Raw genomic sequence first — 25716 nt, 5'->3', positions numbered from 1 at the left:
TCAACCAAAAAATTGGTGATACAACCTACGAGCTAGATTAATATCACTTAAACCATGAATTAACAGCCGACCATTTTGGAATAAAATCATACGATAAGGTGAAGCTTGCAGTTCTACAAAATAAGGCGTGCGCCGCAGTGGAAGCTGCGCTAGCTTCGCCACAGTCTCCGCATCATCAAAACCAATGGTTCGATTGTAATCGGGAATTACCTGAACGGTATCCCTGCCACATAACACTACAAATTTGGTATGCTCTGATTCTGACAACGCTGGATAGGTGGGTAAAGCTCCACAGGATGGACAATCCTCCCTTTTAATTCGAGTTATCCCAACATCGATCACACTGTTGTTCCACAGGTCAAAATGGTGTACCTTCCGTATCATTGCAGCCTGATTACCCGTTAACCATTTTAATGCCTCTACACATTGAAGTGCAGCCGTGGTTTGGACAGCAGGACCAATAATTCCGACCGTATCACATGTTTCATTTAAGGAGGGGAGAACCGGCAACAAGCAACGAAAACATGCAGATTCACCTGGTATAAACGGAAAGACTACACCAGCGCTCCCTACACATGCACCATAAATCCACGGCCGTCCTACTTTAAGTGCGACATCATTGATAATGAGCCGCGTCTCAAAGTTGTCAGTGGCATCCATCAAAATATGACATTTTTGAGCTAGCTCCTCAATAAGCACGCCATCTGCATGATCCATATAGATCGATAGCTTCACATCTGATGAAATCTCACGAAGTCGCTGCTTAGCCGCCACGACTTTTGGCACCATTTCCATGGCATGCTGTTCACTAAACAGCACTTGACGCTGTAAATTAGATAACTCAACCACATCCCGATCCACGAGATGAAGATGCCCAACTCCTGCTCGAACTAGAGTTTCGGCAATGGCAGAACCAAGTGCACCACAACCAATTACAGCTACGACGGCTTGTTCTAATTGTTGCTGCCCCGCTATACCAATAGACCGAAAAAGGGTTTGCCTTGAATACCGATTCTCCATTGCTTTTCCTCCCTTGAAGTCAATTCTATTGCTGTTTCTTGTCTTCCTCTGTTAGCTCTGAAAAAGTACCCACGTAACGAAAATCATCCCCTGTTTCACTACGAACAACACTAATATGGAGCCATTGCAAATATTGTTCGCCATTTTTTCGTTTATTCCAAATTTGACCCTTCCAGCCCCCTGTTTCTTTGATGCTACTCCACATTTCTGTATAAAAGGAGTCGGATTGTCTGTCGGATCGTAAAATGTTAGGACGTTTACCCAGAATTTCCTCTTCGCTATACCCTGTCAGAGTGGTAAAGGCTGGGTTCACTCTTACTGTAATTCCTGCCTGATCCGTCACGATAATCCCTTGATTTGTACTATTAAACACCTCAGAGATAACGCCAAGACGGTCATGATAAATCATCCACACTACAAAAATTAAGCTTGCTAAGGAAACCTGTGACAATAACATAAAACCAATTGAATATTGGCCTGTGATGGAATGAATAATGGAAAGCAACAATGGCGGAAAAAATCCACCTAATCCACCCATCATCGATACAATTCCATTAACAATTCCAGCTTGATTTTTAAAATACTCTGGTACTAATTTAAAAATAACTCCATTTCCTGTTCCTGCTACAACAGCAATAGCTAAGCACCCTACGGTGTACAATTGCAATGTAGGTGAGAAGGCTAATAGAATCGCCGCTAATGTAAAGGCGGAGAATATAACAATTAAAAGATAAAGAGAATTAAAGCGATCTGCAAGCCAACCACCAACAGGACGCATAAAGGTAGCTAAAGCGATAAAACCAGCGGTTCTCATCCCTGCATCTACCTTGTCCAGCTCAAAGTTTGTCACCAAAAAGTTAGGCAAATAAACTGTAAAGGCGACAAATGAACCAAACGTAATAAAATACAGTAAAGAAAACAACCATAACTTTTCATTTTTATATACACTTTTGATTTGGCTGATCATAGATGTTTTAACTTTTGTTTCTTTACGATCGCCCAAAAAGATATTCAAAATGATAAATACAAGTAGAAGAATTAAATATAATTTAACAACTGTAACCCATCCCCACTGAATAGCAACAATAGGTGCCGCAAGTGAAGTGACTGCCGTTCCTAAATTACCTAATCCATAAATTCCGTTAATTAACCCATGCCGCTCTTTCGGATAATATTTTGGCAAAGACGTAACCCCAACTGAAAAAACAGAGCCGCCGATACCAAGAAATAAGCCCCCAATCATTAAATCTGTAGCCGAAGAGGCTTCACTAATAAAATAAACGGGAAACAACAACAAGATAAAGCTAATTAAAAAGACTAAACGTGCCCCAATAACATTGGCATAATAACCAATCGGAATACGCAAAATGGAGCCAAGTACAACAGGAATAGCTGTAATAATGGCAATCTGACTTTGAGGAATGTTTATATCCTCACGCATAAATGGCATTAAAGAAGAAATAATGACCCATACGGCAAAACCAACAATAAGATTCAATGTTTGTAATGGTAACTGTATTTTCTTAATCATCCATACACCTTTCTTTTCTATCAGAATTCGAAATGTGATTGGATTCCCCTGCGTTATTGTAAGTCTGTACACTATCAACGAACAATAAGGGGTTTCCCTAGACGTGGCGTTCAAATCCCTATATCTCTATAGATCATTGCGCTACCCTAGTGAAACCCCTTATTAAGCTATAATTTTTTATCCAAAGTCTTTTAAAGCTTTTTAAACATTTTAAAGCTCAAACTTGAAATCAATACTTGGCAGCTATCCTAAACTAGCGAAGAGACAGAGAAATTGTGAAGATCGTCTCTTAAAATCTGATTCTAACTTTTAAAACTTTATTCTAAAGAATCTGATTTTAACAACGATCGTAACAACTCTCTGTATCGTAGCTTCCACCTTCCAGTCGTTGGCAAGTATTGATTTTAGTTTTTTAAAAAATTAATAGCTTTTTCTTCAAAGCATATTCTACTAACTCTGGCTTAGATTTTAACCCAAGCTTATCCATAATTTTGGCTTTGTAAGCTTCAACCGTCTTCACGGATATATGCAATAATTCTGCAATTTCTTTATTTCCATATCCCTTTGCAATCAAAGGAAGAATTTCTAGTTCTCTTGCAGTTAGCTTTTCAAAAGGATCATTTTTTTCAAGCTCCTGATCTTTTTTTACAAACTCACGTACTAATGAAGTTGCCATACGAGGGTGGATATAAATACCACCTTGATAAACCATGCGGATCGCGATAATTAATTCCTCGTCCAATGAATTTTTCAAGACATAGCCTTTAGCTCCATTTTTTAAAACATGGAACAAATAATCCTCGTCATCATGCATCGTTAAAATAATAATTTTAGTGTCTGGGAAGTCCTCATTAATTTTAGCGATAGCAATAAGACCACTTTCTCCTGGCGGCATACTCAAATCCATGAGAAGAATATCCGGATGATGCAGGGATACCATTTTGTAAGCTTCAATGCCATCCACCGCTGTTGCTACTACTTCCATATCTTCCTGAAAGTTAATAATCATCGAAAATCCGCTTCTCACTACAGCATGATCATCTGCGATTACAATTCTCATGTCATGATCCCCCTTCTGGTGAAGTGGATGCCATACGCTGTTGCTTTTTAATCGGGATTTGCAAGTGAATTTTAGTTCCTTCACCTAACCCAGATACGATCGATAACAACCCTTGAACAAGCTCTGTTCTTTCCCTCATCCCATATAGCCCAAGTCCAGTTCCTTTGGAATCCATATTGTTTAATTGAAACCCAAGGCCAAAATCTTGAACAATAAGTTCGAGGTGATTTTCTGATTGGAACAGATGCACCTTAACCTCATCCACTTCTGCATATTTGACACTATTCAAAACCGCTTCCTGACATATACGATAAACGACCGTTTCGATTTCACTATTATACCGTGTCCCATTTAACTGAGCTAAAAACTCCACCTGAACTCCATAGCTTTTTTCAACCCATTTAAAATGCGAACGAAAAGCAGCCTCTAGTCCTAAATCATCTAATGAAGCAGGACGAAGCTCCACTGATAAATTACGAATTTGTTCTAGTAGACGATTTAGTGTAGCCTCAGTATGTTGTACTTTATTAAGCACTTCATCTTGCACATTTAAATATTTCAATAGTCTCAAATCAACAAGAGAACTAATAAGCTCCTGTGCAACGCTATCATGCAACTCACGAGAAATACGTTTACGTTCATCCTCTTGTGCTTTAATTGTACTTTTAATCATGGAGTTACGATACACAGTTTCCTGTGTCACAAGCTGATTGGTTAAATCTTGCAGCAAAAGCATTCTAATGCCTGCCGCATGATCTATTGTTTGCATACTTGCAGAATAGGGGACCGTTCCCTTATCCTTCGTATCGATATACACTTGGAATGAAGTAAAGTTTGCTAACGGATTAGACAAATAGCAGTTTACACATGACATAATTTCCTCTGTACTTGTATATCCTCGACAAATTAGGCAAAAGTCATCGGAAGGGTTCATTTTAATTTGTTCTAGTGAAAAGGCTGGATTAATAGCTTCAGCAGCAGGATTCATAGATAAAATTGCACCATGACGATCAAAAATAAAAATCGGCGCTAAGCTAGTATCGTAAAATTTACCAAGTAACGTGGATAAGGATGTCATAGGCAAGCTACTCAATTGAAGGTCAACTCCTTCACTTCAAAGTCACCAAACTTACCTCCTAAAAGCTGCTCTAGTTCCACAAATTCGGATTCTGTAATTTTATTCGCTTCTCGATAACCAACTAATAACACACCTGTGACCCGATCTAGTTCAAATAATGGAATCGCAGCTAAACTACACAACCGCTCCGATACGATGATCGGATACTGGAATCGTTCACTTTGTGCGAGTTGCTCTGAAACATCAAGCACAAGCATCGGTTTTCCCGTTTTAAACACCATCCCTGCGATGCCTTTCCCAGATTGGAGCTGAATGCGTTTATAGCGTTCATTCAAGTTACCAGAAACGTATTGCCACGTGATGACAAATTGATCTTTAGCAGATTGGGCAAAAGCAAGTGAGGCAAAATCGTAACCGATTGCCTCCCTAATATGGTCAAGTGTAGCTTGATATATAATTGAAGCTGAGTTGGTCATAGCGTTTCTCCTAATTAATGCTTTTTGCCATGTTGACGATGGCTTCTATATACAATATATCTTCTGAAAGCATAATTCAAGGGAACACTCCATACATGCACAAGGCGCGTAAACGGCCATAATGCAAAAATTAAAAATCCTAATACAATATGGATTTTAAAGGATAGTGGAACAGACTGCATAAGTGAAGCATCTGGACCAAAGATCATAAGACCTCTAAACCACACAGAAATTGTTTCCCGATAATCAAAATCAGGTTGTACTTTGTTAGTCACAAGTGTGGAATACATACCCATGATTACAATGAGTAAAAGTAACGTATTCACAATGAGGTCAGACGCAGAGCTAAGCTTACGCACCGTTTTAATAGCAAAGCGGCGGTAGGTCAACAGCAGCATCCCAATTAAAGTTGCAAAACCAAAAAAGCTACCGATATACACCGCACCAATATGGTACATATGGTCACTTACCCCTAAAGCATTCATCCATGACTTCGGAATACCAAGACCTGCAATATGTCCCATAATAACAGGCATAATCCCTACATGGAAAAGTAAGCTACCGACCATTAATTGTCTCTTCTCAACAAATTCACTAGACTTAGCTGTCCAGCCAAATTGATCATATCTGTATCTGTAAATATGACCCACAACAAAAATCGTCATACACAAATAGGGAAAAACGATCCACATAAACTGATCAAAGATCGACACTAGGTTGCACCTCCGTTTGAATACATAGTTTAAATATTTCGCGGAGGGCTTGTATCAAAGTATAATAAGGGCTGTTATACTTCTCCAATGATTTCATTAATGCATAGGTCCCATCTTCTAATACACCAAGCAACGTTTGGAAGCTCTCCTTCGCAAGAGGGTGTTCCGCCCACTCGGCTGCATACAAAAATTCACACATTAAAGGTAAAAAGTCAGACAGCTCTCCATTTGAAATTTCAAGTCCAAACATTTCATACGTAGCCTTTAGCTTGGCTAACATCTGTCCACGTTCTTTGCCATCCTCAAATTTCGCATATGTCATATGCAAGGTCGACTTTTTTTGAAAATCAAAGGTTTGCACATATAACTCTTCTAATTGGTCAAATCCAAGCTGCTGTACGTTTTCAATATACGCCTGAACCTTGGACACAACGGAGGGGGCACTTGGCCCCTCCCACTGCATCTGCCCGATTATCTCTTCATTTGGGTAAGCCAACTGTTGAGCAAAAAAGCCAAAGGAAGATTTATATTGTGACAGCTTTACTAAATCAATCACGCCAGATCCCCCCGTAATAATGCTCATCATATACTGGCTTGTCATCCTTCGCAGGTTGTGGTGAACCAAAGCTGCAACCACTGCAATCCATGCCAAAACCAGCGGAACCTTGCTCACGATAAGGATCTACATAGTTTTCCTTATGTGCCGTTGGGATTACAAAACGATCCTCGTATTTCGCGATGGCAAGTAGACGATACATTTCATCCATTTGTGTCGCTGTCATACCTACTCGTTCCAAGCGCTTCTCATCCTCAGGTTGATTGGCAAACTTAGAGCGCATATGAGAACGCATCATCGCCATACGTTGAAGAGCTACTTTAACTGTCGTTGTATCTCCTGCTGTTAACATGTTAGCCAAGTATTGAACAGGTGTCCGCATTTCCTCAATTGCAGGGAAAATCATGTCTGGATTCTCGATCGAATCTTTCCCTTCAAAATGGCTCATAATTGGGCTAAGTGGCGGTACATACCACACCATTGGCAATGTCCGATACTCTGGATGTAGCGGGAAAGCCAATTTGTATTCAATTGCAAGCTTGTACACAGGTGAATTTTGTGCAGCTTCAATCCAGTCCTCTGAGATGCCATCTTTGCGTGCTTGTTCAATAATAGCTGGATCATTTGGATCTAAAAATAAATCTAACTGTGCTTGGTACAGGTCCTTCTCATCAGGGACTGAAGCAGCCTCCTCCACACGATCCGCATCATAGAGCAATACGCCCAAGTAGCGAATACGCCCTGTACAGGTTTCCGAGCAAACCGTAGGTAAACCCGCTTCAATTCTTGGGAAACAAAACGTACATTTTTCTGCTTTATTTGTTTTCCAATTGAAGTAAACCTTTTTGTAAGGACATCCTGTCATACAGTAGCGCCAGCTACGACAAGCATCCTGATCAACAAGCACGATGCCATCCTCATCCCGTTTGTAAATTGCACCAGAAGGACATGAGGCAACACAGCTTGGGTTTAAGCAATGCTCACATAGACGTGGCAAATACATCATAAAGGACTGTTCAAAATTGAATCTGATCTCTTCTTCAATTTTCTCCATGTTCGGATCCTGAGGACCTGTAATATGTCCCCCTGCTAAGTCATCCTCCCAGTTTGGTCCCCAGTTCAAATCCATATATTCATCCGTAATGACCGATTTTGCACGAGCAACAGGCTGATGCTTCTTTTCGCCAGACGTCGTTAGTTTTTCGTAGTCATAGGTCCAAGGCTCATAATAATCTTTCATTTCAGGCATATCTGGATTGTAGAAAATTTTACCAAGTGCGATTTTGGACAGTTTTGTGCCTGCCTTTAATTGCAGCTTGCCTTTACGTAAAGTCCAGCCACCTTTATATTTTTCTTGGTCTTCCCAACGCTTTGGATAACCGATACCTGGCTTCGTTTCTACGTTGTTAAACCACATGTATTCCGCACCTTCACGATTCGTCCAAGTACTCTTGCACGTAACACTACAGGTATGACAGCCGATACATTTATCCAGATTCATGACCATCGCGATTTGTGCTTTAATCTTCAAGCCAATCAACCTCCTTCATCTTGCGAACTGCAACATACACATCCCGTTGGTTGCCAATCGGTCCATAATAGTTAAAGCCGTAGCTTAGTTGTGCGTATCCACCAACCATTTGTGTTGCCTTCATATGAATACGTGTAGGTGCATTGTGACTACCCCCACGATCTTTCGTAATGCTAGAGCCTGGAACCTGAATATGCTTGTCTTGGGCATGATACATAAACAGCGTACCTTGCGGCATTCTATGACTCACAACGGCTCTTGCAGTTACTACACCATTGCGGTTGTACACTTCAACCCAGTCGTTATCTTGAATACCATATGGCTCTGCATCCTCATTGCTCATCCAAACGGTTGGACCACCGCGGAATAAGGTCAACATATGCAGGTTGTCCTGATAGGTACTATGAATGTTCCATTTTCCATGTGGAGTTAAGTAGCGAAGCACTAGCGTATCTTCTCCACCTGCTACCTGCTTATCTCTAGGACCAAATACCATCGGTGGCAAGGTTGGCTTATAAACGGGCAACGACTCCCCAAATTGCATAAACAATTCATGGTCAATATAGAAATGCTGACGTCCTGTTAAAGTACGGAAAGGAATCAGACGTTCAATATTTGTTGTAAATGGTGAATATCTGCGTCCTGACTTGTTAGATCCTGTAAATACTGGCGTTGGAATAACCTCACGTGGCTGAGCCGTAATACTTGCAAAGGTAATTCGTTCTGCGGCTCGATCTGCTGAAATATCCTTCAGCGGTACACCTGTTTCTTCCTCTACAGTTCCCCAAGCACGTTGCGATACTTTTCCGTTCGTTGCTGATGATAGATGAAGTACAGCATTTGCTGCTTGCTTGGCAGTGTGTAGCTTAGGCAAACCATTTTTGATGGTATCGTCACTATATATACCGTTAATTCCCTTCATTTCCTCATATTCCTCATGAACAGGGAATTTAACTCCATGTGCACCCACCATATTTTTAGCAAGCAATGGGCCTAAGGTTACGAACTTATCATAAATTTGGGTATAGTCCCGCTCTACGATTGTAAAGTTAGGCATCGTTTTACCTAGCTCTGCTTTAATCTCGCCTTTTTTCCAATCCTTGATTTTACCAAGCGGTTGAGCAATCTCATTTGGTGTATCATGTGCAAGTGGCGTACTTACGACATCCTTATAAACCTCTGGCAGATGCGTTTTCGCCATTTCAGAAAACACTTTAGCTAAAGAGCGATAAATATCCCAGTCTGAGCGTGATTCCCATAGTGGATCAATAGCAGGGTTAAATGGATGAACAAACGGATGCATGTCTGTCGAAGACAAATCTGTCTTCTCATACCACGTTGCAGCAGGCAACACGATATCTGAATACATCGGGGTTGCCGTCATCCGGAAATCAAGGGATACAAGCAAATCTAGCTTCCCTTCTACCTCATCACGCCACACAATTTCCTCTGGTTTTTCCTCATCATTTGGCATAGAAAGTAAGCCTTCACCAACACCTAGTAGATGCTTCATGAAGTACTCCTGTCCCTTCGCAGAACTAGAAATAAGGTTAGAACGCCATACAAACAATGTACGAACAAAGTTTTCAGGAGCATCGGGATCCTCCACTGCAAACTTCGTATCACCACTAACTACTTGGTCATAGGCATGTTGAATAATTTCTTCATTAGTAACTTTGCCGTTTGCTGCGGCTTCTTGTGCAAATTCCAAGCTACTTTTATTGAATTGCGGGTAAGACGGCAACCAGCCTAAACGCGCGGCAAGCACATTATAATCCGCAGGATGCTTATAAGAAATTTCTCCACCGATTGGAGATTTTAAGGAATCATTGCTCATTTCTTCATACTTCCATTGATCTGTTGCAAAATAGAAAAATGAAGTTGCGTTTTGTTGACGTGAAGGTGCTTGCCAATCTCTTGCAAAGGCAATCGATGACCAGCCTTCGATCGGACGAAGCTTCTCCTGACCTACATAGTGAGCCCAACCTCCGCCATTAACACCTTGGGATGCGGTTAGCATAACTAAGTTCAAGATAGAACGATAAATGGTATCACTATTAAACCAGTGATTAATGCCTGCGCCCATAATAATCATGGAGCGACCGTTTGTATCAAGTGAATTTTGCGCAAATTCGCGTGCAATCTGTACGACAAGGGAAGCTTTAACGCCTGTAATTTTTTCCTGCCATGCAGGAGTGTAAAATGAGGTTTCATCCTCATAACTAGCTGCTTCTCCTGTGGAGCCATTACGTTTAACGCCATATTGACTCAGCATTAAATCATATGTTGTGGCAACAAAACGAGTTGTTCCGTCAGCCAATTGGATTTGTTTCACTGGAATAGAACGTGTAAAGGTTCCGTTACCACGATTATCGAAGTAAGGGAAAACAATTTCTAACCATTGATCTGCTTGACGATCTACAGACATTGCTGGGTCAATCACGGTTCCATCTTCATTTTCAAGGATGAGATTCCATTTCGTTTCTTTTTCCCAACGTTGTCCCATCGTACCATTTGGCACAATAATTTCATTGCTATTTTGATCGATAATGACAGGTTTCCACTCGGCATGAGGCGTTTCTTCTCCAAGATCACTTGCACGCAGGAAACGTCCTGCTTTGTAGGTATTTTCATGTGGATCAAGCATGATTAGAAATGGTAAATCGGTAAATTGTTTTGCATAGTTTATGAACATCGGCTCTTGCCGCTTAGCATAAAACTCATCAAGAATGACGTGTGTCATCGCTTGTGCAAGTGCAGCATCTGTCCCAGGGTGTGGGGCAAGCCAGTTGTCTGCAAATTTCACATTTTCAGCATGGTCAGGCGCAATAGAAACAACCTTTGTTCCTTTGTAACGTACTTCTGTCATAAAGTGTGCATCGGGGGTTCTTGTTAATGGCACGTTAGAGCCCCACATCATCAGATAACCAGAGTTGTACCAGTCTGAGGACTCAGGCACATCCGTTTGCTCACCCCAAATTTGCGGAGAAGCTGGCGGTAAATCTGCATACCAATCATAGAAGCTAAGCATTTCTCCACCTAACATAGAAATAAAGCGTGCTCCTGACGCATAACTTAACATGGACATCGCTGGAATTGGGGTAAAGCCTGCAATCCGGTCAGGTCCATATTTTTTAATCGTATAAATAAGTTGTGCAGAAATGAGTTGTAATGCATCCTCCCATTTCACACGAACATGTCCACCTTTACCTCTTGCTTGCTTATAAGATGCAGATGCTTCTGGATTTTCTACAATACTAGCCCAAGCGTCTACTGGATTAGCATGTTGCTTCAACGCTTCCTTCCATAAACGCCATAGCTTGCCCCGCATATAAGGGTATTTGACACGTAAAGGACTATATTCATACCACGAAAATGACGCCCCTCTTGGGCATCCGCGTGGTTCAAAGTCAGGCATATCCGGTCCACACGAAGGATAATCAATCTGTTGATTTTCCCATGTAATGAGACCATTTTTCACAAAAACCTTCCAGCTACAAGAACCGGTACAGTTTACACCATGTGTTGTACGCACGACCTTATCATGGGACCAACGTCCCCGATACATATTTTCCCACTCTCTACTTTTTTCTTCGAGAATAGACCAATTGTTGGAGTAATTTTCAATAGGTTTAAAAAAGGACAAACCAAATTTCTTTTTCATAATAATGTCCTCTCTCCTTTTTCTGCAGAATAAATAGGTTTGAATGGGGAATCCAATCTATTCATTCTTAGTAGGTTCATTATGTATTTTTTTCACTATTTCTTCCTATCAGGGAATCCCCCTCAACTTATTCATAAATCCCCTATAAACTAGAAAAAGCTGCAATGTAAAAATTTTAAATATATAAACGTATCAAAAGAGACAGTAGGAACTATCTAATTACCTGCATGTTATTCTCTAAATTAAATGAAATTAAAATGTTTGGGAGAATTTATAAAATATAAGGAAAATATTAGGTTGATGTGTTACTATATAACTACTTCTGTTTTAAGGAGGGGGCTTTGGAAGGAAAGTTACTAGGAATAAGGAAACAAAAGCAAGGCTAAGAAATAAACAAAAAAATATACTTATCAACAATGGAGGCTTTAAAAGAAATGAATTTAGAGGTACATAACGAAAAAAAGGAAAATAGTAGTTTTAATAAATCGGGATTAGGTGGATGGTTGATCGTAACACAGATAGGTCTGTTTCTAAGCTTAATACTAAATGGATTCCAATTGACTGATTTGATGGTAAAATTATCAGATGGGAATTCTTGGGGTTTTTTAACAGGTGAACTCAAAATATACCTTGTATTTATTATCGGGTATAGTATTTTACTACTTTTATTTATTATTTTTATTCTTACTCAATTTTATAAGAAAAAAGCACTCGTTCCTAAAACGATAATGATTATGTATGGTGTTAACTTGGCTGTTGGGATTATAAATCTTATCGTATTCCCACAAGTAACCTATGCAATGGAAGATGAGGTTGCAAGTTTATTAAAGGAAACCATACAAGCTGGGATAGCCGCTGCAATTTGGATTCCTTATTTTATAAAATCAAAACGAGTTAAAAATACGTTTGTGAATTAGAATTTTCACAAATACTTCAACTGTCCCAAAACTAGAGGCTGGGACATAACCTAAGCCTCTAGACAAAAAAACCGGTGAACGTTTACGATAGTAAATGTTCATCGGTTTTTTGTTTAAATAGTAATATTGTTATAGCTATTCACGGTGCTTATTCAAGAACTCTAGCATTTCACGGTATACATTAATTTCATTTTTTCGCTTAGAAAAACCGTGTCCTTCATCTTCCATCACGATATATTGTACTTCTACACCTTTCTCCTCAAGCAATGCAACAAGTTGATCAGACTCTGCCTTCACAACACGAGGATCATTCGCCCCTTGGATAATCATCATCGGTTTTATCATTTGCTCAGCATAGGTAATAGGTGAATCCTTTATCAACCGTTCACGGTCACGTTCAGGGTGACCAAGCCATTGATCCATCATCGGTTTCCAATCTTCAGGAACTGACTCTAAGAAAGTAAATAGGTTACTTGGCCCACAAATATCTACCGTAGCGCGGAAATAATCAGCATGACGTCCTGCCAGCAATAACGTCATATAGCCACCAAAGCTACCACCCACAACAAAAAGACGCTCAGGGCTTGAAATCCCTTGCTCAAATAGCCAGTCCATTCCAGCAACACAATCGAGTCTTGGACCTTCACCCCAATCTCCTTCGACCATTTTCTCAAATTCTGTACCGTATCCTGTGCTACCACGGAAATTGGGTGCAAAAATGTTGTAACCATGAGCAAGCATAAATTGGAACATTGATCTAAAAAACTTTCCTTCTGACGCTTGAGGACCACCATGCGGCCAAAAAATTGTATGCCCATTTGCCACGTCCTCTTTTGCTTTAAATAATAAAGCTTCAATCTCCAACCCATCAAAGGAATTATAGTGAACCACATCAGGGTAAACAAGTTGGTCTGGACCAAGCCCAATCACGATATTTTTAGTGAGCATCTCCCATTTTTGTTCTGAATAACGGTATATATTAAACGGATCAACTGCTCCTCTTGCTAAAATGTATACATTTCCACTTTCAGCAACAACCGCTTGCTCCACAATGTCCGTTGGTAGCTTAATTTCGGTCAGCTCTGCATGTTCCACATTTAAAGCATACATTTTATGTTCAATACCTTTATCCGTAAAAATGTAGAGTGTACCTGATTCTTCATGCCATTTTATATTTTCAATCTCTTCCCCACTAATTTGACAAACTGGCTTGAATATTCCTTCTTTCAAATCATATTCCATCACATACTTGTATTTACTCTCGTAGTTTGTAATGAATAGTAAAGTATCTCGCTTCGTAAAAATAAAATCTCGGGTAGTATGAATCTTATTAATATCGGGAGCAAGTGGAATAACCTTATTATCATAATGTAAATAACTAATCTGATGTGTATTAGAAAAAGATTTTTTGTAAACAAACTGCTCTTCAGAAGAGTTTACTGCGACCAGAAATGTAGTTGAAGTATCTCCCTCTAGCAGTAATTCATTTTCACCTGTCAGAAGGTTATATCTATGCGCATTTAAAAAATTCGGATTGCCAATAGAGGTCATATAATATAGACGTTCGCCGTCTTTGGACAAGTGTGAGAAATAAAATTTATCTCCCTCTTCACCCTGTACAAGCTTGAGTGGCGCTCCACCCTCTGGCGGAAGAGCATACAGATGATAGCTCTCATTGCCATGATGATCAAAATCCGTAATGATAAACCGTCCCTCACGATCAGGCTTGATGAAAGTAGAACGATCATCCATGAATGTTAATGGATAAGGATAACCGTCCGGCAGATCCATCGCCCATAAATTAGGTTGCCCATTCAGATTGCTACTAAAAATAAGTCTCCCCTCATCCTTAGTGACAGCAAATGAAAAAATACTATAACTTTGAAAAAATTGCTCTACATCTGGTTTTGGAAATTTTAGCATCGCTAACTTACCTCCTGTATTTTGAACAATTTTAATACTTTTATTTCTTTTTATATCTTTATATATGAGTATAAAAAACAACTGGATTCAATGAAATATATCATAAGAAGGAAATAGTTAAATTAATAGATGTAAATTTAATAATGATATTTACTTAGGTCAAGCAATGTATGGGAATGATTAAGAGAATATATAAAAGATAAGGAAAATATTAGGATAACGTGTTACTATATAACTATTATTTTTTTAAGGAGGGGACTTTTGAACGGAAATACAAGCAAAAATAGACTTAGAACATGGAGGCTTTAAAAGTAATGAATTCAGAAATACATAGTGAAAATATGGGTAATGCTAAACTTGGTTTGATCTCGGGATTAGGTGGATGGTTAATCGTGACGCAAATTGCGTTATTGCTAAGCCTTTTTTCGATTGGAATTAGCCTTATTAAATTTTGGCAAGAAATATCCGGTACAGATGCTTGGGAGTTCTTAACAAGTGGCGATAAAGGATACATTATATTAATAATTACCTATAGTACTCTTCTTTGCTTATTTCTTATTTTTATTATTATTCAATTTTATAGAAAAAAAGCTATGGTTCCTCGGATGATCATGATCATGTACTCTATTAACATCGCTATGGGAATTATAAACTTTATTATGTTCCAGCAAGTCTCTTATGCAACGGATGCAGAGTCCACAAGTTTAATGAGACGCATGATAGGAGCTATTATTTCAGGTGCAATTTGGATACCCTATTTTCTAAAATCAGAACGAGTTGAGAATACGTTTGTGGCTTAGATTGAAAAGCGACGTATAAGCTGTTGAATATTTAAACACTAAGGTTAAACAAAAAAGTCTAAGGACACAAATAAAATCCTTAGACTTTTAATTCAATTTTCTAAAACACCTTCTTCGTCTCCCGATCCTCCTTCAAAATTTCCACCGCTTCTCTAAATCTAAGTGAATGTATAATTTCACGCTCACGCAAAAATTTCAAGCCATCTTGCAAATCTACGTCATCCGTCATGTCGATTAGCCATTGATATGTAGCACGTGCTTTTTCTTCTGCGGCTATATCTTCATACAAATCAGCGATCGGGTCGCCCTTGGCTTGAATATAGGAGGCGGTAAAAGGTACCCCCGCTGCATTTTGGTAGAACAACGCATGGTCATGACTAACATAATAATCCCCTAAACCTGCTTCCTTCATTTGCTGAGGACTAGCATCTTTAGTAAGCTTATAGATCATCGTGGCAATCATTTCGAGGTGGGCAAATTCCTCAGTCCCAATATCATTTAACAACCCGATGACTTTGTCAGGAATCGTATACCGCTGATTTAAATACCGAAGTGCCGCCGCTAACTCCCCATCTGCTCCCCCATATTGCTCCAATAATAGCTTTGCCATTCCTACATCACATTTTCCAACTCGTACAGGGTATTGTAGCTTCTTTTCATATATCCACATAAGCTCTATAAAACCTCCTTTAAATGTTGGTTTGTATTAAACTGAGGTGTCTGATTAAGCTATTATAGGGTTAAACCTGCCAAGGCCAAGGGCTTTTAGACCATTCCCAAGGAAATTTAGAATAGGCTCGACCAAAGTTTTGAAGTGGTCCATACAACTGCTGAAATTCATTAGCCAAAATGGTTCGATCTCGTGTCAACTGGTTAAACTGTTCAATTGCTTTTAAGTCATTGGGGTGAGTATCTAAGTACAAATTGAGTTCAACTAAAACAAAGTCCAAAGCCTGTAGGTTTTCCAGCATTTCATAATATTGCTTATCATAGTTTGGTTTAGAGGTCATTGTCGTCATTCTCCTCTCTATAGCTATGTCGTGGGTTGTAAGGACTGTAAAGTGCTGGCCATAACGTTCCTAAGCGAAGAGCTTCCTGTGGAGTAAATTGTGGGAGATTCATCGGTTGAAAGGTGATAAACAAGTGGGGTGGAGTGCTGTACGTTTTACATTTTACAGGTGGACATGGATCAAATGGGCCGATAAAGGGCGCATATTGCCGTTCCTGAGGTTGATTCATTGAACTGCCTCCTATCGAAATAATTTCCTTATATTAAACATATGATGTTCGCCCAAATAATGAACCTAAAAATGGAAAAATAAAAACAGGTCAATTACAGCTTTAATTAGCCATAATTAGCCTGTTCGATAATAAAGCCAATTTTGTCTTTTCACCGCACTCACCTACTAAGATTAAAAAAGACGCTCCGATTGGAACGTCCTTTTTAATGAAATAATATAATTTTGAACAAATCCGTATTTAGAACCCTAAAGTATCTCTCAAATTACTATCAAGCTTAACTGCTTCTTCATAATTTTTTGCACTAGTAACGATAAACATATGCTTATTCCCCTCATTTTTTTCCAAATTATCAGAGGGAACTAACCTCACCTGATTAAAATCTTCATTAAAAACAACGGAGACAAGTCCTACTATTTCCTGAGTTGAAGTATTCTTTGTATACAAAATACTCCCCCAATTAAACTCCATTTTTCTTTTCGGAAATATATAAGCTCGTACATGCTAGATTGGGTTTAGTAAAGTCATACCCACCAATCTCTATGTTTCCCTCAAAGCTATGTTGCTTGAAAACCGGTCTATACAAGGTACCCTTTATCTTTACTGTAATCGTTTCGACAGAACTGGAATCCCCCTCAAAAAAACTTTTGCGCTTGATGTTCTGCGTCAATCTCTTTTGGAAATGAATAGAGACACATAAATATAACTCCAGCCAATAATGAAACCTATAATAGCAGTAATTTTTTAATTTTACTCACATGATACCTCCCGAAATTTTGAAGGATAAAAAAAGTCCTATGCAAATTCACCGTCAAGAGTTTTCCACTTTAGGATAGCTTGTTCCTGCACTGTACTTAACTTATGTATAATTTATATAATATACTATAATAATCCAACCAAAATAATATATAGTATATGTATCCCCCAACGATAGCTTATAGTTATTTAATTATTATTATATAGAGGCTAATCTCCTAATTCACAAAAGATAAAAGATATTGTATATGGTGATTTATATTAAAACCTTAGAATATATTAAAAGAAAAAGGAGTTTTTATGACTAATCCAATCTCGATCCAACAACTTTCAACTATTCAAGAAGCTTCTTTATTAAGACTTGAATTGTCTAGTAGATACCCTTGGTATGAATCAGATTATTTTTTTAAGTGCTTAGAAGAAAATACACAGGAGAAAAGAATTACTATATTTGCTTACTACGAAGGGATTTTGGCAGGCTGCTCTCACCTTTTATTTACTTCTGATTATCCTAATTTCAAAAAAGATAATATTCCAGAAATCAATGATTTAAATGTTTTCCCCGAATTTAGAAGAAAAGGCATTGCAAGTGTACTATTAGATGAGCTAGAACATTTAGCCTCCAAGAAATCAAAACAAGTTGGTTTAGCAGTAGGGCTATATAAAGACTATGGAAATGCTCAAAAGTTGTATAACAATCGTGGTTATGTGATGGATGGTCACGGAGTTTTCTATAAGAACGTTGAAGTTACGCCTGGAGAGACTGTGACTGTCGATGATGACTTGTTGATTTATTTGACTAAGAAATTGGACCATAATTAATATACGGTTATTATAGGATTTATATCACTTCTAGCTTTGAAGGAACATTTTACATTTAATTATTAAAACTTATTAGTCAATTAAAACACCTTCAGAGGATTAAAATTCTACCACAAGCATGTAAAATCCCTGAAGGTATTTTACACTATTAATTAGAAAAACAAGCTTCTAACTTAGATTCCAAAAGAGCTGAATTCTATTGTTTTATACGAATTTTTTCCGCACAAGAAAATGATACCACTCATCATCTATAGCTGCATGCCTTCAACGCCCATACAAAAATCGCCTACCCTGACAAATCAGGATAGGCAATTTCTATTTCTTTATTATTTCAATTTTACTGTCATTTCTAATTCCTTAATATAATGCTTTATTAGGTTGCCGTTTTCATCTACCTTGAATTGACCAGATGTTTGTTCAGGGTTTACTAATTCACCTTTAAATGGCTTGATCGTAATAGATTTAACGTCCTTATTTACTCCTTCAACTACATAGTTATGATACCAGTCACCCGCTTTGTTGTGACTATTTGTTCCAAACCCACTAATCCGATCAAGTACAACACCTTTATCGTCCACAAATTCATACATGAGGTTAGATGACTTATTTTTCTCAACACCTTTTTCAATCAGTTGAAGGCGTGTAGAACTTGTATTTGCATTCACTTTATTAACTGTAACACTTAGTCCATCATAACTTTTTGTAATTTTAGGCTGAAGCGTGTTTGCTTTATTCGTTAACTGCATTGGAAGCTCCAATGTAAATGGTTGCTGGGTGCCCTCTAATGTTATTTTAGCGGTAAGCTTAAATTTATTTGGAAAAGCATATAACTGATCACCAAGCCAAGAAGGGTCAACTAGAGTGATTTGTGCTGTATCAAGGTCAGCTCCCTTTGTCCAACTCAAACTTGGTCTTTGGCCAAGGCCGCCAAAATCATTAATCGATTTACCGTCTATGAAAATTTGAATGTTTTTGATTGCACCTTTAGACAAAATATACTCTTCTTGCTCGTTATCCCATACACCTTCAGTAATTCCAGATGAAAGTCCTCCACCACTACGCTTTACTTCAAACTGCACATGGTTTCCATCAAAAATACTTTTTGTTGCCGTTAATGTAATCCCATTTTGTGTCATACTCACTTTTTGAGCCTGATTTTGTACGTTTGCTTTAGTTACAGTTGTTGCTTGTTTCTTACTTGCGGCATACATCGTTGTTGGTTCAAATACCGCTCCCCCTAATAACATTCCCGCAATCGCTGTTGTTGCCATCACCTTAATCATTTTAGAACCCTTAGTACCATTATTTAGACTTTTATTCATGTTAATATCCTCCAATAATTTAGTTATTTGATTTATACACTTTTTCTAATTCTTCTGACTGGACTGGAATTCTGATTTCCAATTCCTTCAAATAATGTTTTACAATTTCCCCGTCAGCCTCTACTTTGAATTGTCCTGTTTCTTTACTTGGATCAACTAATTCAGGGAGGAATGGTTTTAATATAATTTCCTGTGGTACTTCCTCAAACCGATCAAACAATAGTTCTTGAGTAATAGTACCTTGATCTCCCATCCTTCCGATTCCACCACTAAAGTGCTGTAACCTTGCTCCTTTGTCATCCCATAACTCAAATAGCAAATTATTTTTTCTTAACCGATCTTTTTCAATTACGTTCTCCAATAATATATTTAACTTCACCTTGGTTGTCATTGGCGTAAACTGAATCGTTGCTATCTCTAGCTTGTAGTCTGCAGATTGTTTGGTCACAGATAACGGATATGTTAATTGTTCCGTCTGCTTCTGTACAGGAAATTCAAAGGTAAACGGCGTTTTAGCGCCCTCAACCCCAAGTATAAGTGTAAGAGTAAATTGATCAGGTAGTTGTCTTTTTTGCGCTCCAGTATCTTCAGTTACTTGAAATATAGCCATATCAGGATCGTTCGTTCGCATTCCAAATAAAGACAATTTTGCTGACTGGAAGGTAGGTTTACCGTCAATTAGCATTTTAAAGTTATTAATAGCTCCTTTTTGGTAAATATGCTTCGTATCGAAGCCTTTCCCTACGACTTCAACATCAAATATCCCACCTGAATAGTTATTTGCCTCACGCTGTACTGCAACAGATAAACGTATACCATCGTAAATTACCTGTGGAACATGCAAAGTAATACCATCATGAGTTTGACTTAGGTTTACTTCATTTGTTAAGCCATTTTCTTCCGCAAATTGAAGACCCATATCCTCGACAAACCTGAATACCCCACCGATAATTGGCATTTCTTTAAGCGTGGACGCCATCACTGGAGAGATCATCGCACTGCTAATCCCTACTGTAAGTGTGATTGTAGCTGCAATCGCTGTTACAATAGAAAATTTCCGTAAATAACCTCTTTCATTTCTTACCTCAGATCGACTTGATGTGGGCATTTCCAGTAGTGAAGCGTAGACGGCATCTTGGCGCGCTCGAAGCTCATCAGGAAGCTCCATCGTTTTAGATGCACCAATGTCCCTAAGCTCCTTTTCTAGATTAAATTTTCCCATACTCTAGCTCCCTTTCTCTTCTTTGCTTCACTTGCTGCGCCAATAATCCTCTAGCCCTATGCAGGCGTGTTTTGACTGCACCTTGAGAAATATCCAGCACATCCGCAATTTGCTTAATCGATAGATCCTGAAAATAAAACAAAGAAATCACAATACGTAAATTTTCATCTAAATTTTCTACTGCTTCCTTCAAATCTACATCAGTGTGATTGTTATACGGCTTGGACATCGGCGCTTCTTCAGGAACATCTGCCATCACGACCGTTCTTTTACGCATGCGTAATAACTGATTACATTCATTAATTAAAATTCGAAAAACCCAGGTTTTAAAATAATTTGGTTTTCTTAATGTAGACAAAGATTTATACACCTTAAGTGTCGTTTCCTGTAATACATCTGCACAATCTTCATCTGTTTTGACAATCGATTTTGCTAAGCTATATAGCTCCTTCTCCAGTTTGCGGAAAATCTGAATGAAGGCTTCGCGATCTCCTTTTTGTGCACGTTTTACATCTTCTACATCGATTTGTTGCTGCAACAATTTCAACTCCTTTTGAGGACCCTCTGCCAATTAGATGGATGACTATGTCGAAAGGTTACATCACATATATTTTGCATTCTAAATTCATGAATTAAAAAGAAAAGTTATATCTCATTATCAATGACTTTGCTCTTCAAACAAACTATATCTTGACAGTGTCAAGATTATGCTGTATCTTTACACTGTAAAGTTCAAGAAAGGAGAGAGGATTTTGAAATCTAAATCCTATCATCACGGTGATTTAAGAAATACATTAATTGAATCAGGTATTGAGTTAATAGGCAAAGAAGGCATCGGGGGATTCTCCTTACGTAAGGTCGCAGCCAGTTGTGGTGTCAGTCACGCAGCTCCTTATAGTCATTTCAAAGATATACAAGAACTATTAACCGCAATGGCAGATCATGTCACTGAACAGTTCACAGTTTCCCTGCAACTCTCCATTGATGAACAAGATGATCCGATGAAGTCGATGGAAAAGCTTGGCACAGCATATATTACTTTTTTCGAAGAGCACCCTACTTATTTACCATTTTTGTTTTTCCAATCAGGTATTATTATTCAGGTTGATGACGAGCCAGTTGATGTTCCAACTTATCCTCCATTTGCAGTATTTAAAGAAACAGGTTATCGGTTGTTCCGTAGTTTAAATCTTCCAATTGAAATGGATGGTAACATGTTAATGGCATATTGGTCGCTTGTGCATGGTGTGGCATCCCTGTTATCTAGCAGTGGCATCCGCTATTCAGGCAATTGGCAAAAAGTATGGCAAACTATTATTCAATCGGGAGGAAAAAATGAATGAGACTAATTGTCCATGATCTAGCCGATCAGGAGTATGACACTTGGCTAAAAGGCTTCAGTAAAGATACAGATGAGGTAATTGGAGGGAATGCTCCGATTCGTCACTGTGTAGGCTGCTTTGGCTGCTGGGTTCGCACTCCAGGAACTTGTGTGCTCAAAGACACCTATAAAGATATGGGCGAACGTCTTGCTGCGTGTGATGAATTTGTACTCATTAGCCATAACACTTATGGAGGGTATAGCCCGTTTGTCAGTAATGTACTCAACCGAGCATTATCTTATATTCTGCCCTATTTTGTTATAAAAAATGGAGAAACGCATCACAAACAGCGGTATAAGCAACAGTTTAAGTTCACTGTCCATCTTTATGGAGAAGATATAACAGAAGCTGAACGCCAAACTGCACATGCTTTGATTAAAGCCAATGCATTAAATTTGGATGCATCTACATATCGTGTGTTTTTTCATAACACTCTTCATAGCTTAACGGAGGTGCAATAATGAAAATTGCTCTGATTAACGGCAGTCCCAAAGGTAGATCAAGCAACTCTGGGGTGTTACTTAATAGACTTAAACCCCTCATTGCGGAAGGAAATGAATTAACCTCGTACCGCGTTAATGTAAAACAGTTAAAGGTTGAGCATTTTCAGGAAATTAACGAAGCCGATGCTATCGTAGTGGCATTCCCAGTATATTTTGATGCGATTCCTTCACATCTACTAAGAATGATGGTTGAATTAGAAAATTACCGAAAGACAGAGCAATCAAACAAGGAAATTGTACTTTATGCTTTAATAAATAATGGATTTTTTGAAGGGCAACAGTGCAAAACTGCAGCTAATATTGTTGAAAACTGGTGTAACCGTTGTTCCTTCCGTTTTGGGATGGCAGTGGGTCAAGGGGCAGGAGAAATGCTTAGCTATTTTAATCAAGTCCCGCTAGGTAAAGGCCCATTAAAAAATTTGGGTAGAGCAATGGATCAGCTCTCCAATGCGATTCTTACCAGTAGTAGTGCGGAATCGCTGTTTATTCAGCCAAATTTCCCACGTATTCTTTGGCGTTTGTCCTCTACTTATTTTTTCTGGCACCGCCAAGCAAAGCAAAATGGACTAAAACCAAAGGATTTGAGGAGACAACCTTTTCAGGAAAATCAATAATACACACTCTATTTCTTATATTCAAGAAAAAAAGCTTCCACAGTCCCACGTTAGGTGGGCAGGAAGCAATGAATACAATCTAATCCTCATCCTCTACTTGTTCTTCAGAAACTTGAGGAACAAGCTTTGTCATTTTTACACGTGTAATTCTTAAACGACTTCCCTCTGCTACCTCGAACATGACGCCAGCAAACGGAACCTTTTTACCTTTCGTTGGTGTACCTTCTAGCTCCTTAAACAGCCAACCCCCAATGGAATCCACCTCTTCATCCTCAAGTAAAATGTCCATCAGTTCATTGACTTCTTCAATTAATAAGCGGCCGTCTACTGTATAGACACCTTCGGCGATTTTTTCAATTTCTGGGCGTTCATCCTCAAATTCATCATGAAGATCCCCTACGATTTCTTCAATAATCTCTTCTGCGGTTAATAGTCCTGCTGTACCACCATACTCATCAACAACAAGCGTCATTTGCACATGCTTTTTTTGCATCATACGTAACACATGACTAACTTCCATTGATTCAGGTACATTTAAGATCGGACGTACAATTTCAGCCAAATCAGGCTCCTGGTCTGATTCAGGTAATAATATATCAGTAATATGTACAAAGCCAATAATTTGATCCTTATCCTCTACCGCAACGGGATACCGTGAATGTCTCGTCTCGGTAATTATTTTCATATTTTCTTCCCAAGACAAGTGCGTGTATAAGCAATCCATGTCTGTACGTGGAAGCATAACCTCTCTCGCTAGCATATCTGCAAAATCAAATAAATTGTCCATAAGCTGCATTTCATCTTTATCAATCACACCACTTTTGGCACTTTGATTCATAAGAATACGAATTTCTTCCTCAGAGTGAGCCGAATCCCCTTCAGAGGCAGGTTCAATGCCAAACAAACGCAACATTCCATTCGCCGCGGTGTTAAGCAACCAAATGACAGGTAAAAATATTTTATAAAAATATAATAATGGAGCAGATAACCACAAGGAGGTTTCCTCGGATTTTTGAATGGCTAGCGATTTAGGTGCTAGCTCACCAACAACAATGTGTAAAAACGTAATGATCGCAAAACCGACAACAACAGATACAGTGGAAATTAAGGTAGTGTCTGTAACGCCTAGCTTATACATTAATGGTTGAACTAACAGCTCAGAGATGGCAGGCTCCCCTACCCAACCTAATCCTAGCGATGCGAGAGTAATCCCTAGCTGAGTTGCAGAAAGATACGTATCAAGCTTATGATTTACCTTTAGGGCATAATTCGCTCTTCGGTTCCCTTCACTGACCAGCTGCGTCAACCTCGATTGACGCACCTTAACTAACGCAAACTCTGCAGCAACAAAAAAACCATTTAATAATACAAGCACCAAAACAATGACCAAGTTAAAAATTAACTTTCCTATCTCAAATTCCTCCATAATACGAAGCCTTCCTCTTTCCTATAATTTAGTCACTTTTCGTGATTTAAAATCTACATCTTTATAATACATATCTTTTACTAATAAATTAGGACCACAACAGCTAACGACATCGCAATGACAATTAACGGTTTTATTTAAAGGATGATCATTTAACCATTCAGCAAAAATATCGTCCAGCTTCCCTTTATATACATTACCAAATGCAGGAATTGCAGCGAAATCCGTCACAAACACATCACCAGTAAATAGGTTTACATTGACACGGTTACGTCCATCTGGATCGTTACGAACAGTCACCATCGGTTCATTGTATAAACGACGAATTAAAGCTCGATCAGCTTCATTATCATTACAAGCAAAAAATGGCAACGTCCCAAACAGCATCCACAAACTTTGATCACGATGATCTAATAAAGAATGAATAGCAGTACGCATATTATCCAAAGACAAAACAGGCAAATTCTCTGCAAAATTAGAAGCATACATCGGATGTACCTCGTGTCTTTGACAGCCCATCTCAATAATTTTCTGGTGAATTTGTGGCAATTTATCGTAGGTACGATAATTAATCATCGTTTCAGCGGAAATAAACATTCCTGCTTCACTTAGACGCTTTGAATTTTCAATCATCTTATCATACATTTTATAAGCCACTTCCGGTTTAACGGGATGTCCACTTCTGGCAAAGCCAACCTCATGGAAATGCTTTTCATCTTCATAGTTAAAAGAAATATGCATGACATCCAAATAAGGAAGTAGCTTCTCATAACGTTCATAATCCAAAGTTAGATTCGAATTAATTTGAGAGCGTATGCCTCTTTCTCGCGCATACTTTAAAATGGGAACTATTTTCTCATCCACGGTCTGACGTCTAAAGGTTGGCTCACCACCTGTAATACTAATCGTACGCAAATTTTCAACCTCATCTAATGCTTTTAGCATCACTGACAATGGAATCTGATCTGGTTCACGCATGACAAGGCTATCTCCAACCGCACAATGCTCACAGCGCATATTACACAAATTAGTAACCGTCATCTCTACGCTTGTTAACACATGCTTGCCAAACTCTCGAAGCGAAACAATAGGGTCCCATGGATCATAGCTTGGACTTATTGGTGTTAAGGAACCTGTATTGTTTTCTAATATTCTCATCTT

25 protein-coding genes are annotated in these 25716 nt (G+C 38.7%); 6 read left to right on the top strand and 19 right to left on the bottom strand.

Features of this window, described 5'->3' with window-relative positions:
- The 9 genes from ABE099_RS03475 to ABE099_RS03435 form a co-directional block, all read right to left on the bottom strand.
- A complete protein-coding gene (locus ABE099_RS03475; protein WP_430027402.1) occupies nt 1–1020 on the bottom strand; it encodes a ThiF family adenylyltransferase in 1020 nt (339 codons plus the stop codon).
- 25 nt (nt 1021–1045) lie between these two features.
- Nucleotides 1046–2551, bottom strand: coding sequence for a nitrate/nitrite transporter (locus tag ABE099_RS03470; protein WP_430027400.1), 1506 nt, complete (start codon nt 2549–2551; stop codon nt 1046–1048).
- A 412-nt stretch (nt 2552–2963) separates the two neighbouring features.
- Nucleotides 2964–3611 carry a response regulator transcription factor gene (locus tag ABE099_RS03465; protein WP_430027399.1) on the bottom strand — a complete coding sequence of 216 codons (648 nt, stop codon included), beginning with the start codon at nt 3609–3611 and terminating at the stop codon, nt 2964–2966.
- 1 nt (nt 3612) lies between these two features.
- Complete coding sequence (locus ABE099_RS03460) at nt 3613–4689, bottom strand: sensor histidine kinase (protein WP_430027397.1); 1077 nt, start codon at nt 4687–4689, stop codon at nt 3613–3615.
- Nucleotides 4690–4700: 11 nt separating this feature from the next.
- Complete coding sequence (locus ABE099_RS03455) at nt 4701–5165, bottom strand: GAF domain-containing protein (RefSeq protein WP_430027395.1); 465 nt, start codon at nt 5163–5165, stop codon at nt 4701–4703.
- Nucleotides 5166–5179: 14 nt separating this feature from the next.
- Nucleotides 5180–5878: a respiratory nitrate reductase subunit gamma gene (narI, locus tag ABE099_RS03450; protein WP_430027393.1), complete on the bottom strand. Its 699-nt coding sequence runs from the start codon at nt 5876–5878 to the stop codon at nt 5180–5182.
- A complete protein-coding gene (gene narJ / locus ABE099_RS03445; protein WP_430027391.1) occupies nt 5865–6434 on the bottom strand; it encodes a nitrate reductase molybdenum cofactor assembly chaperone in 570 nt (189 codons plus the stop codon). The genes narI and narJ overlap by 14 nt, the downstream gene beginning before the upstream one ends.
- Nucleotides 6427–7965, bottom strand: coding sequence for a nitrate reductase subunit beta (gene narH / locus ABE099_RS03440; protein ID WP_430027389.1), 1539 nt, complete (start codon nt 7963–7965; stop codon nt 6427–6429). The genes narJ and narH overlap by 8 nt, the downstream gene beginning before the upstream one ends.
- A complete protein-coding gene (locus ABE099_RS03435) occupies nt 7955–11629 on the bottom strand; it encodes a nitrate reductase subunit alpha (RefSeq protein ID WP_430027387.1) in 3675 nt (1224 codons plus the stop codon). The genes narH and ABE099_RS03435 overlap by 11 nt, the downstream gene beginning before the upstream one ends.
- A gap of 434 nt (nt 11630–12063) precedes the next feature.
- Here ABE099_RS03435 and ABE099_RS03430 point away from each other — a divergent pair, with 434 nt between their 5' ends.
- On the top strand, nt 12064–12546 hold the full coding sequence (locus ABE099_RS03430; protein WP_430027385.1) for a DUF2569 domain-containing protein: 483 nt from the start codon (nt 12064–12066) through the stop codon (nt 12544–12546).
- Between the two features lie 135 nt (nt 12547–12681).
- On the opposite strand, the gene ABE099_RS03425 is transcribed toward ABE099_RS03430, so the two are convergent.
- Nucleotides 12682–14469: a S9 family peptidase gene (locus ABE099_RS03425; RefSeq protein WP_430027383.1), complete on the bottom strand. Its 1788-nt coding sequence runs from the start codon at nt 14467–14469 to the stop codon at nt 12682–12684.
- A 314-nt stretch (nt 14470–14783) separates the two neighbouring features.
- On the opposite strand from ABE099_RS03425, the gene ABE099_RS03420 reads away from it, so the two are divergent.
- The gene (locus tag ABE099_RS03420; RefSeq protein ID WP_430027381.1) at nt 14784–15269 is read left to right on the top strand and encodes a DUF2569 domain-containing protein; all 486 of its coding nucleotides are present in this window, start codon (nt 14784–14786) and stop codon (nt 15267–15269) included.
- 100 nt (nt 15270–15369) lie between these two features.
- Here the strand turns inward: ABE099_RS03420 and ABE099_RS03415 are convergent, their stop codons facing one another.
- From ABE099_RS03415 to ABE099_RS03400, 4 genes are all read right to left on the bottom strand, one after another.
- Nucleotides 15370–15939 carry a manganese catalase family protein gene (locus ABE099_RS03415; RefSeq protein WP_430027379.1) on the bottom strand — a complete coding sequence of 190 codons (570 nt, stop codon included), beginning with the start codon at nt 15937–15939 and terminating at the stop codon, nt 15370–15372.
- 70 nt (nt 15940–16009) lie between these two features.
- Entirely contained in the window at nt 16010–16279 is a 270-nt protein-coding gene (locus ABE099_RS03410; RefSeq protein ID WP_430027377.1) for a spore coat protein CotJB, read from the bottom strand.
- Nucleotides 16269–16508, bottom strand: a complete 240-nt coding sequence (locus ABE099_RS03405) for a spore coat associated protein CotJA (protein WP_210090360.1) — start codon at nt 16506–16508, stop codon at nt 16269–16271. The genes ABE099_RS03410 and ABE099_RS03405 overlap by 11 nt, the downstream gene beginning before the upstream one ends.
- Nucleotides 16509–16748: 240 nt before the next feature.
- Nucleotides 16749–16955, bottom strand: coding sequence for a hypothetical protein (locus ABE099_RS03400; protein WP_430027375.1), 207 nt, complete (start codon nt 16953–16955; stop codon nt 16749–16751).
- 609 nt (nt 16956–17564) lie between these two features.
- On the opposite strand from ABE099_RS03400, the gene ABE099_RS03395 reads away from it, so the two are divergent.
- Nucleotides 17565–18086 carry a GNAT family N-acetyltransferase gene (locus ABE099_RS03395; RefSeq protein WP_430027373.1) on the top strand — a complete coding sequence of 174 codons (522 nt, stop codon included), beginning with the start codon at nt 17565–17567 and terminating at the stop codon, nt 18084–18086.
- A 326-nt stretch (nt 18087–18412) separates the two neighbouring features.
- Here ABE099_RS03395 and ABE099_RS03390 read toward each other — a convergent pair whose 3' ends face one another.
- The 3 genes from ABE099_RS03390 to ABE099_RS03380 are packed head-to-tail and all read right to left on the bottom strand — an operon-like array spanning nt 18413 to nt 21168.
- Entirely contained in the window at nt 18413–19408 is a 996-nt protein-coding gene (locus tag ABE099_RS03390) for a DUF5643 domain-containing protein (protein WP_430027371.1), read from the bottom strand.
- A gap of 19 nt (nt 19409–19427) precedes the next feature.
- Nucleotides 19428–20630: a DUF4179 domain-containing protein gene (locus tag ABE099_RS03385; protein ID WP_430027369.1), complete on the bottom strand. Its 1203-nt coding sequence runs from the start codon at nt 20628–20630 to the stop codon at nt 19428–19430.
- Nucleotides 20617–21168 carry an RNA polymerase sigma factor gene (locus tag ABE099_RS03380; RefSeq protein ID WP_430027367.1) on the bottom strand — a complete coding sequence of 184 codons (552 nt, stop codon included), beginning with the start codon at nt 21166–21168 and terminating at the stop codon, nt 20617–20619. Before ABE099_RS03380 ends, ABE099_RS03385 begins: the two co-directional genes overlap by 14 nt.
- Before the next feature lie 214 nt (nt 21169–21382).
- Here ABE099_RS03380 and ABE099_RS03375 point away from each other — a divergent pair, with 214 nt between their 5' ends.
- The 3 genes from ABE099_RS03375 to ABE099_RS03365 are packed head-to-tail and all read left to right on the top strand — an operon-like array spanning nt 21383 to nt 23129.
- Nucleotides 21383–21973, top strand: a complete 591-nt coding sequence (locus tag ABE099_RS03375; protein ID WP_430027365.1) for a TetR/AcrR family transcriptional regulator — start codon at nt 21383–21385, stop codon at nt 21971–21973.
- The gene (locus ABE099_RS03370) at nt 21970–22473 is read left to right on the top strand and encodes a flavodoxin family protein (RefSeq protein ID WP_430027363.1); all 504 of its coding nucleotides are present in this window, start codon (nt 21970–21972) and stop codon (nt 22471–22473) included. The genes ABE099_RS03375 and ABE099_RS03370 overlap by 4 nt, the downstream gene beginning before the upstream one ends.
- Nucleotides 22473–23129 (top strand): NAD(P)H-dependent oxidoreductase, encoded by a 657-nt coding sequence (locus ABE099_RS03365; RefSeq protein ID WP_430027361.1) that lies wholly within the window; start codon nt 22473–22475, stop codon nt 23127–23129. The genes ABE099_RS03370 and ABE099_RS03365 overlap by 1 nt, the downstream gene beginning before the upstream one ends.
- Nucleotides 23130–23208: 79 nt before the next feature.
- Here ABE099_RS03365 and ABE099_RS03360 read toward each other — a convergent pair whose 3' ends face one another.
- Nucleotides 23209–24555 (bottom strand): hemolysin family protein, encoded by a 1347-nt coding sequence (locus ABE099_RS03360; protein ID WP_430027359.1) that lies wholly within the window; start codon nt 24553–24555, stop codon nt 23209–23211.
- Nucleotides 24556–24576: 21 nt separating this feature from the next.
- On the bottom strand, nt 24577–25713 hold the full coding sequence (gene yfkAB, locus ABE099_RS03355; protein ID WP_430027357.1) for a radical SAM/CxCxxxxC motif protein YfkAB: 1137 nt from the start codon (nt 25711–25713) through the stop codon (nt 24577–24579).
- Nucleotides 25714–25716: the final 3 nt, after the last annotated feature.

Origin of the sequence: Paenibacillus turicensis (assembly GCF_050461185.1) — a bacterium.
In the GTDB taxonomy this organism is placed as follows: Bacteria; Bacillota; Bacilli; order Paenibacillales; family Paenibacillaceae; genus Fontibacillus; species Fontibacillus turicensis_A.
This window is presented reverse-complemented; position numbering and strand designations above follow the sequence as displayed.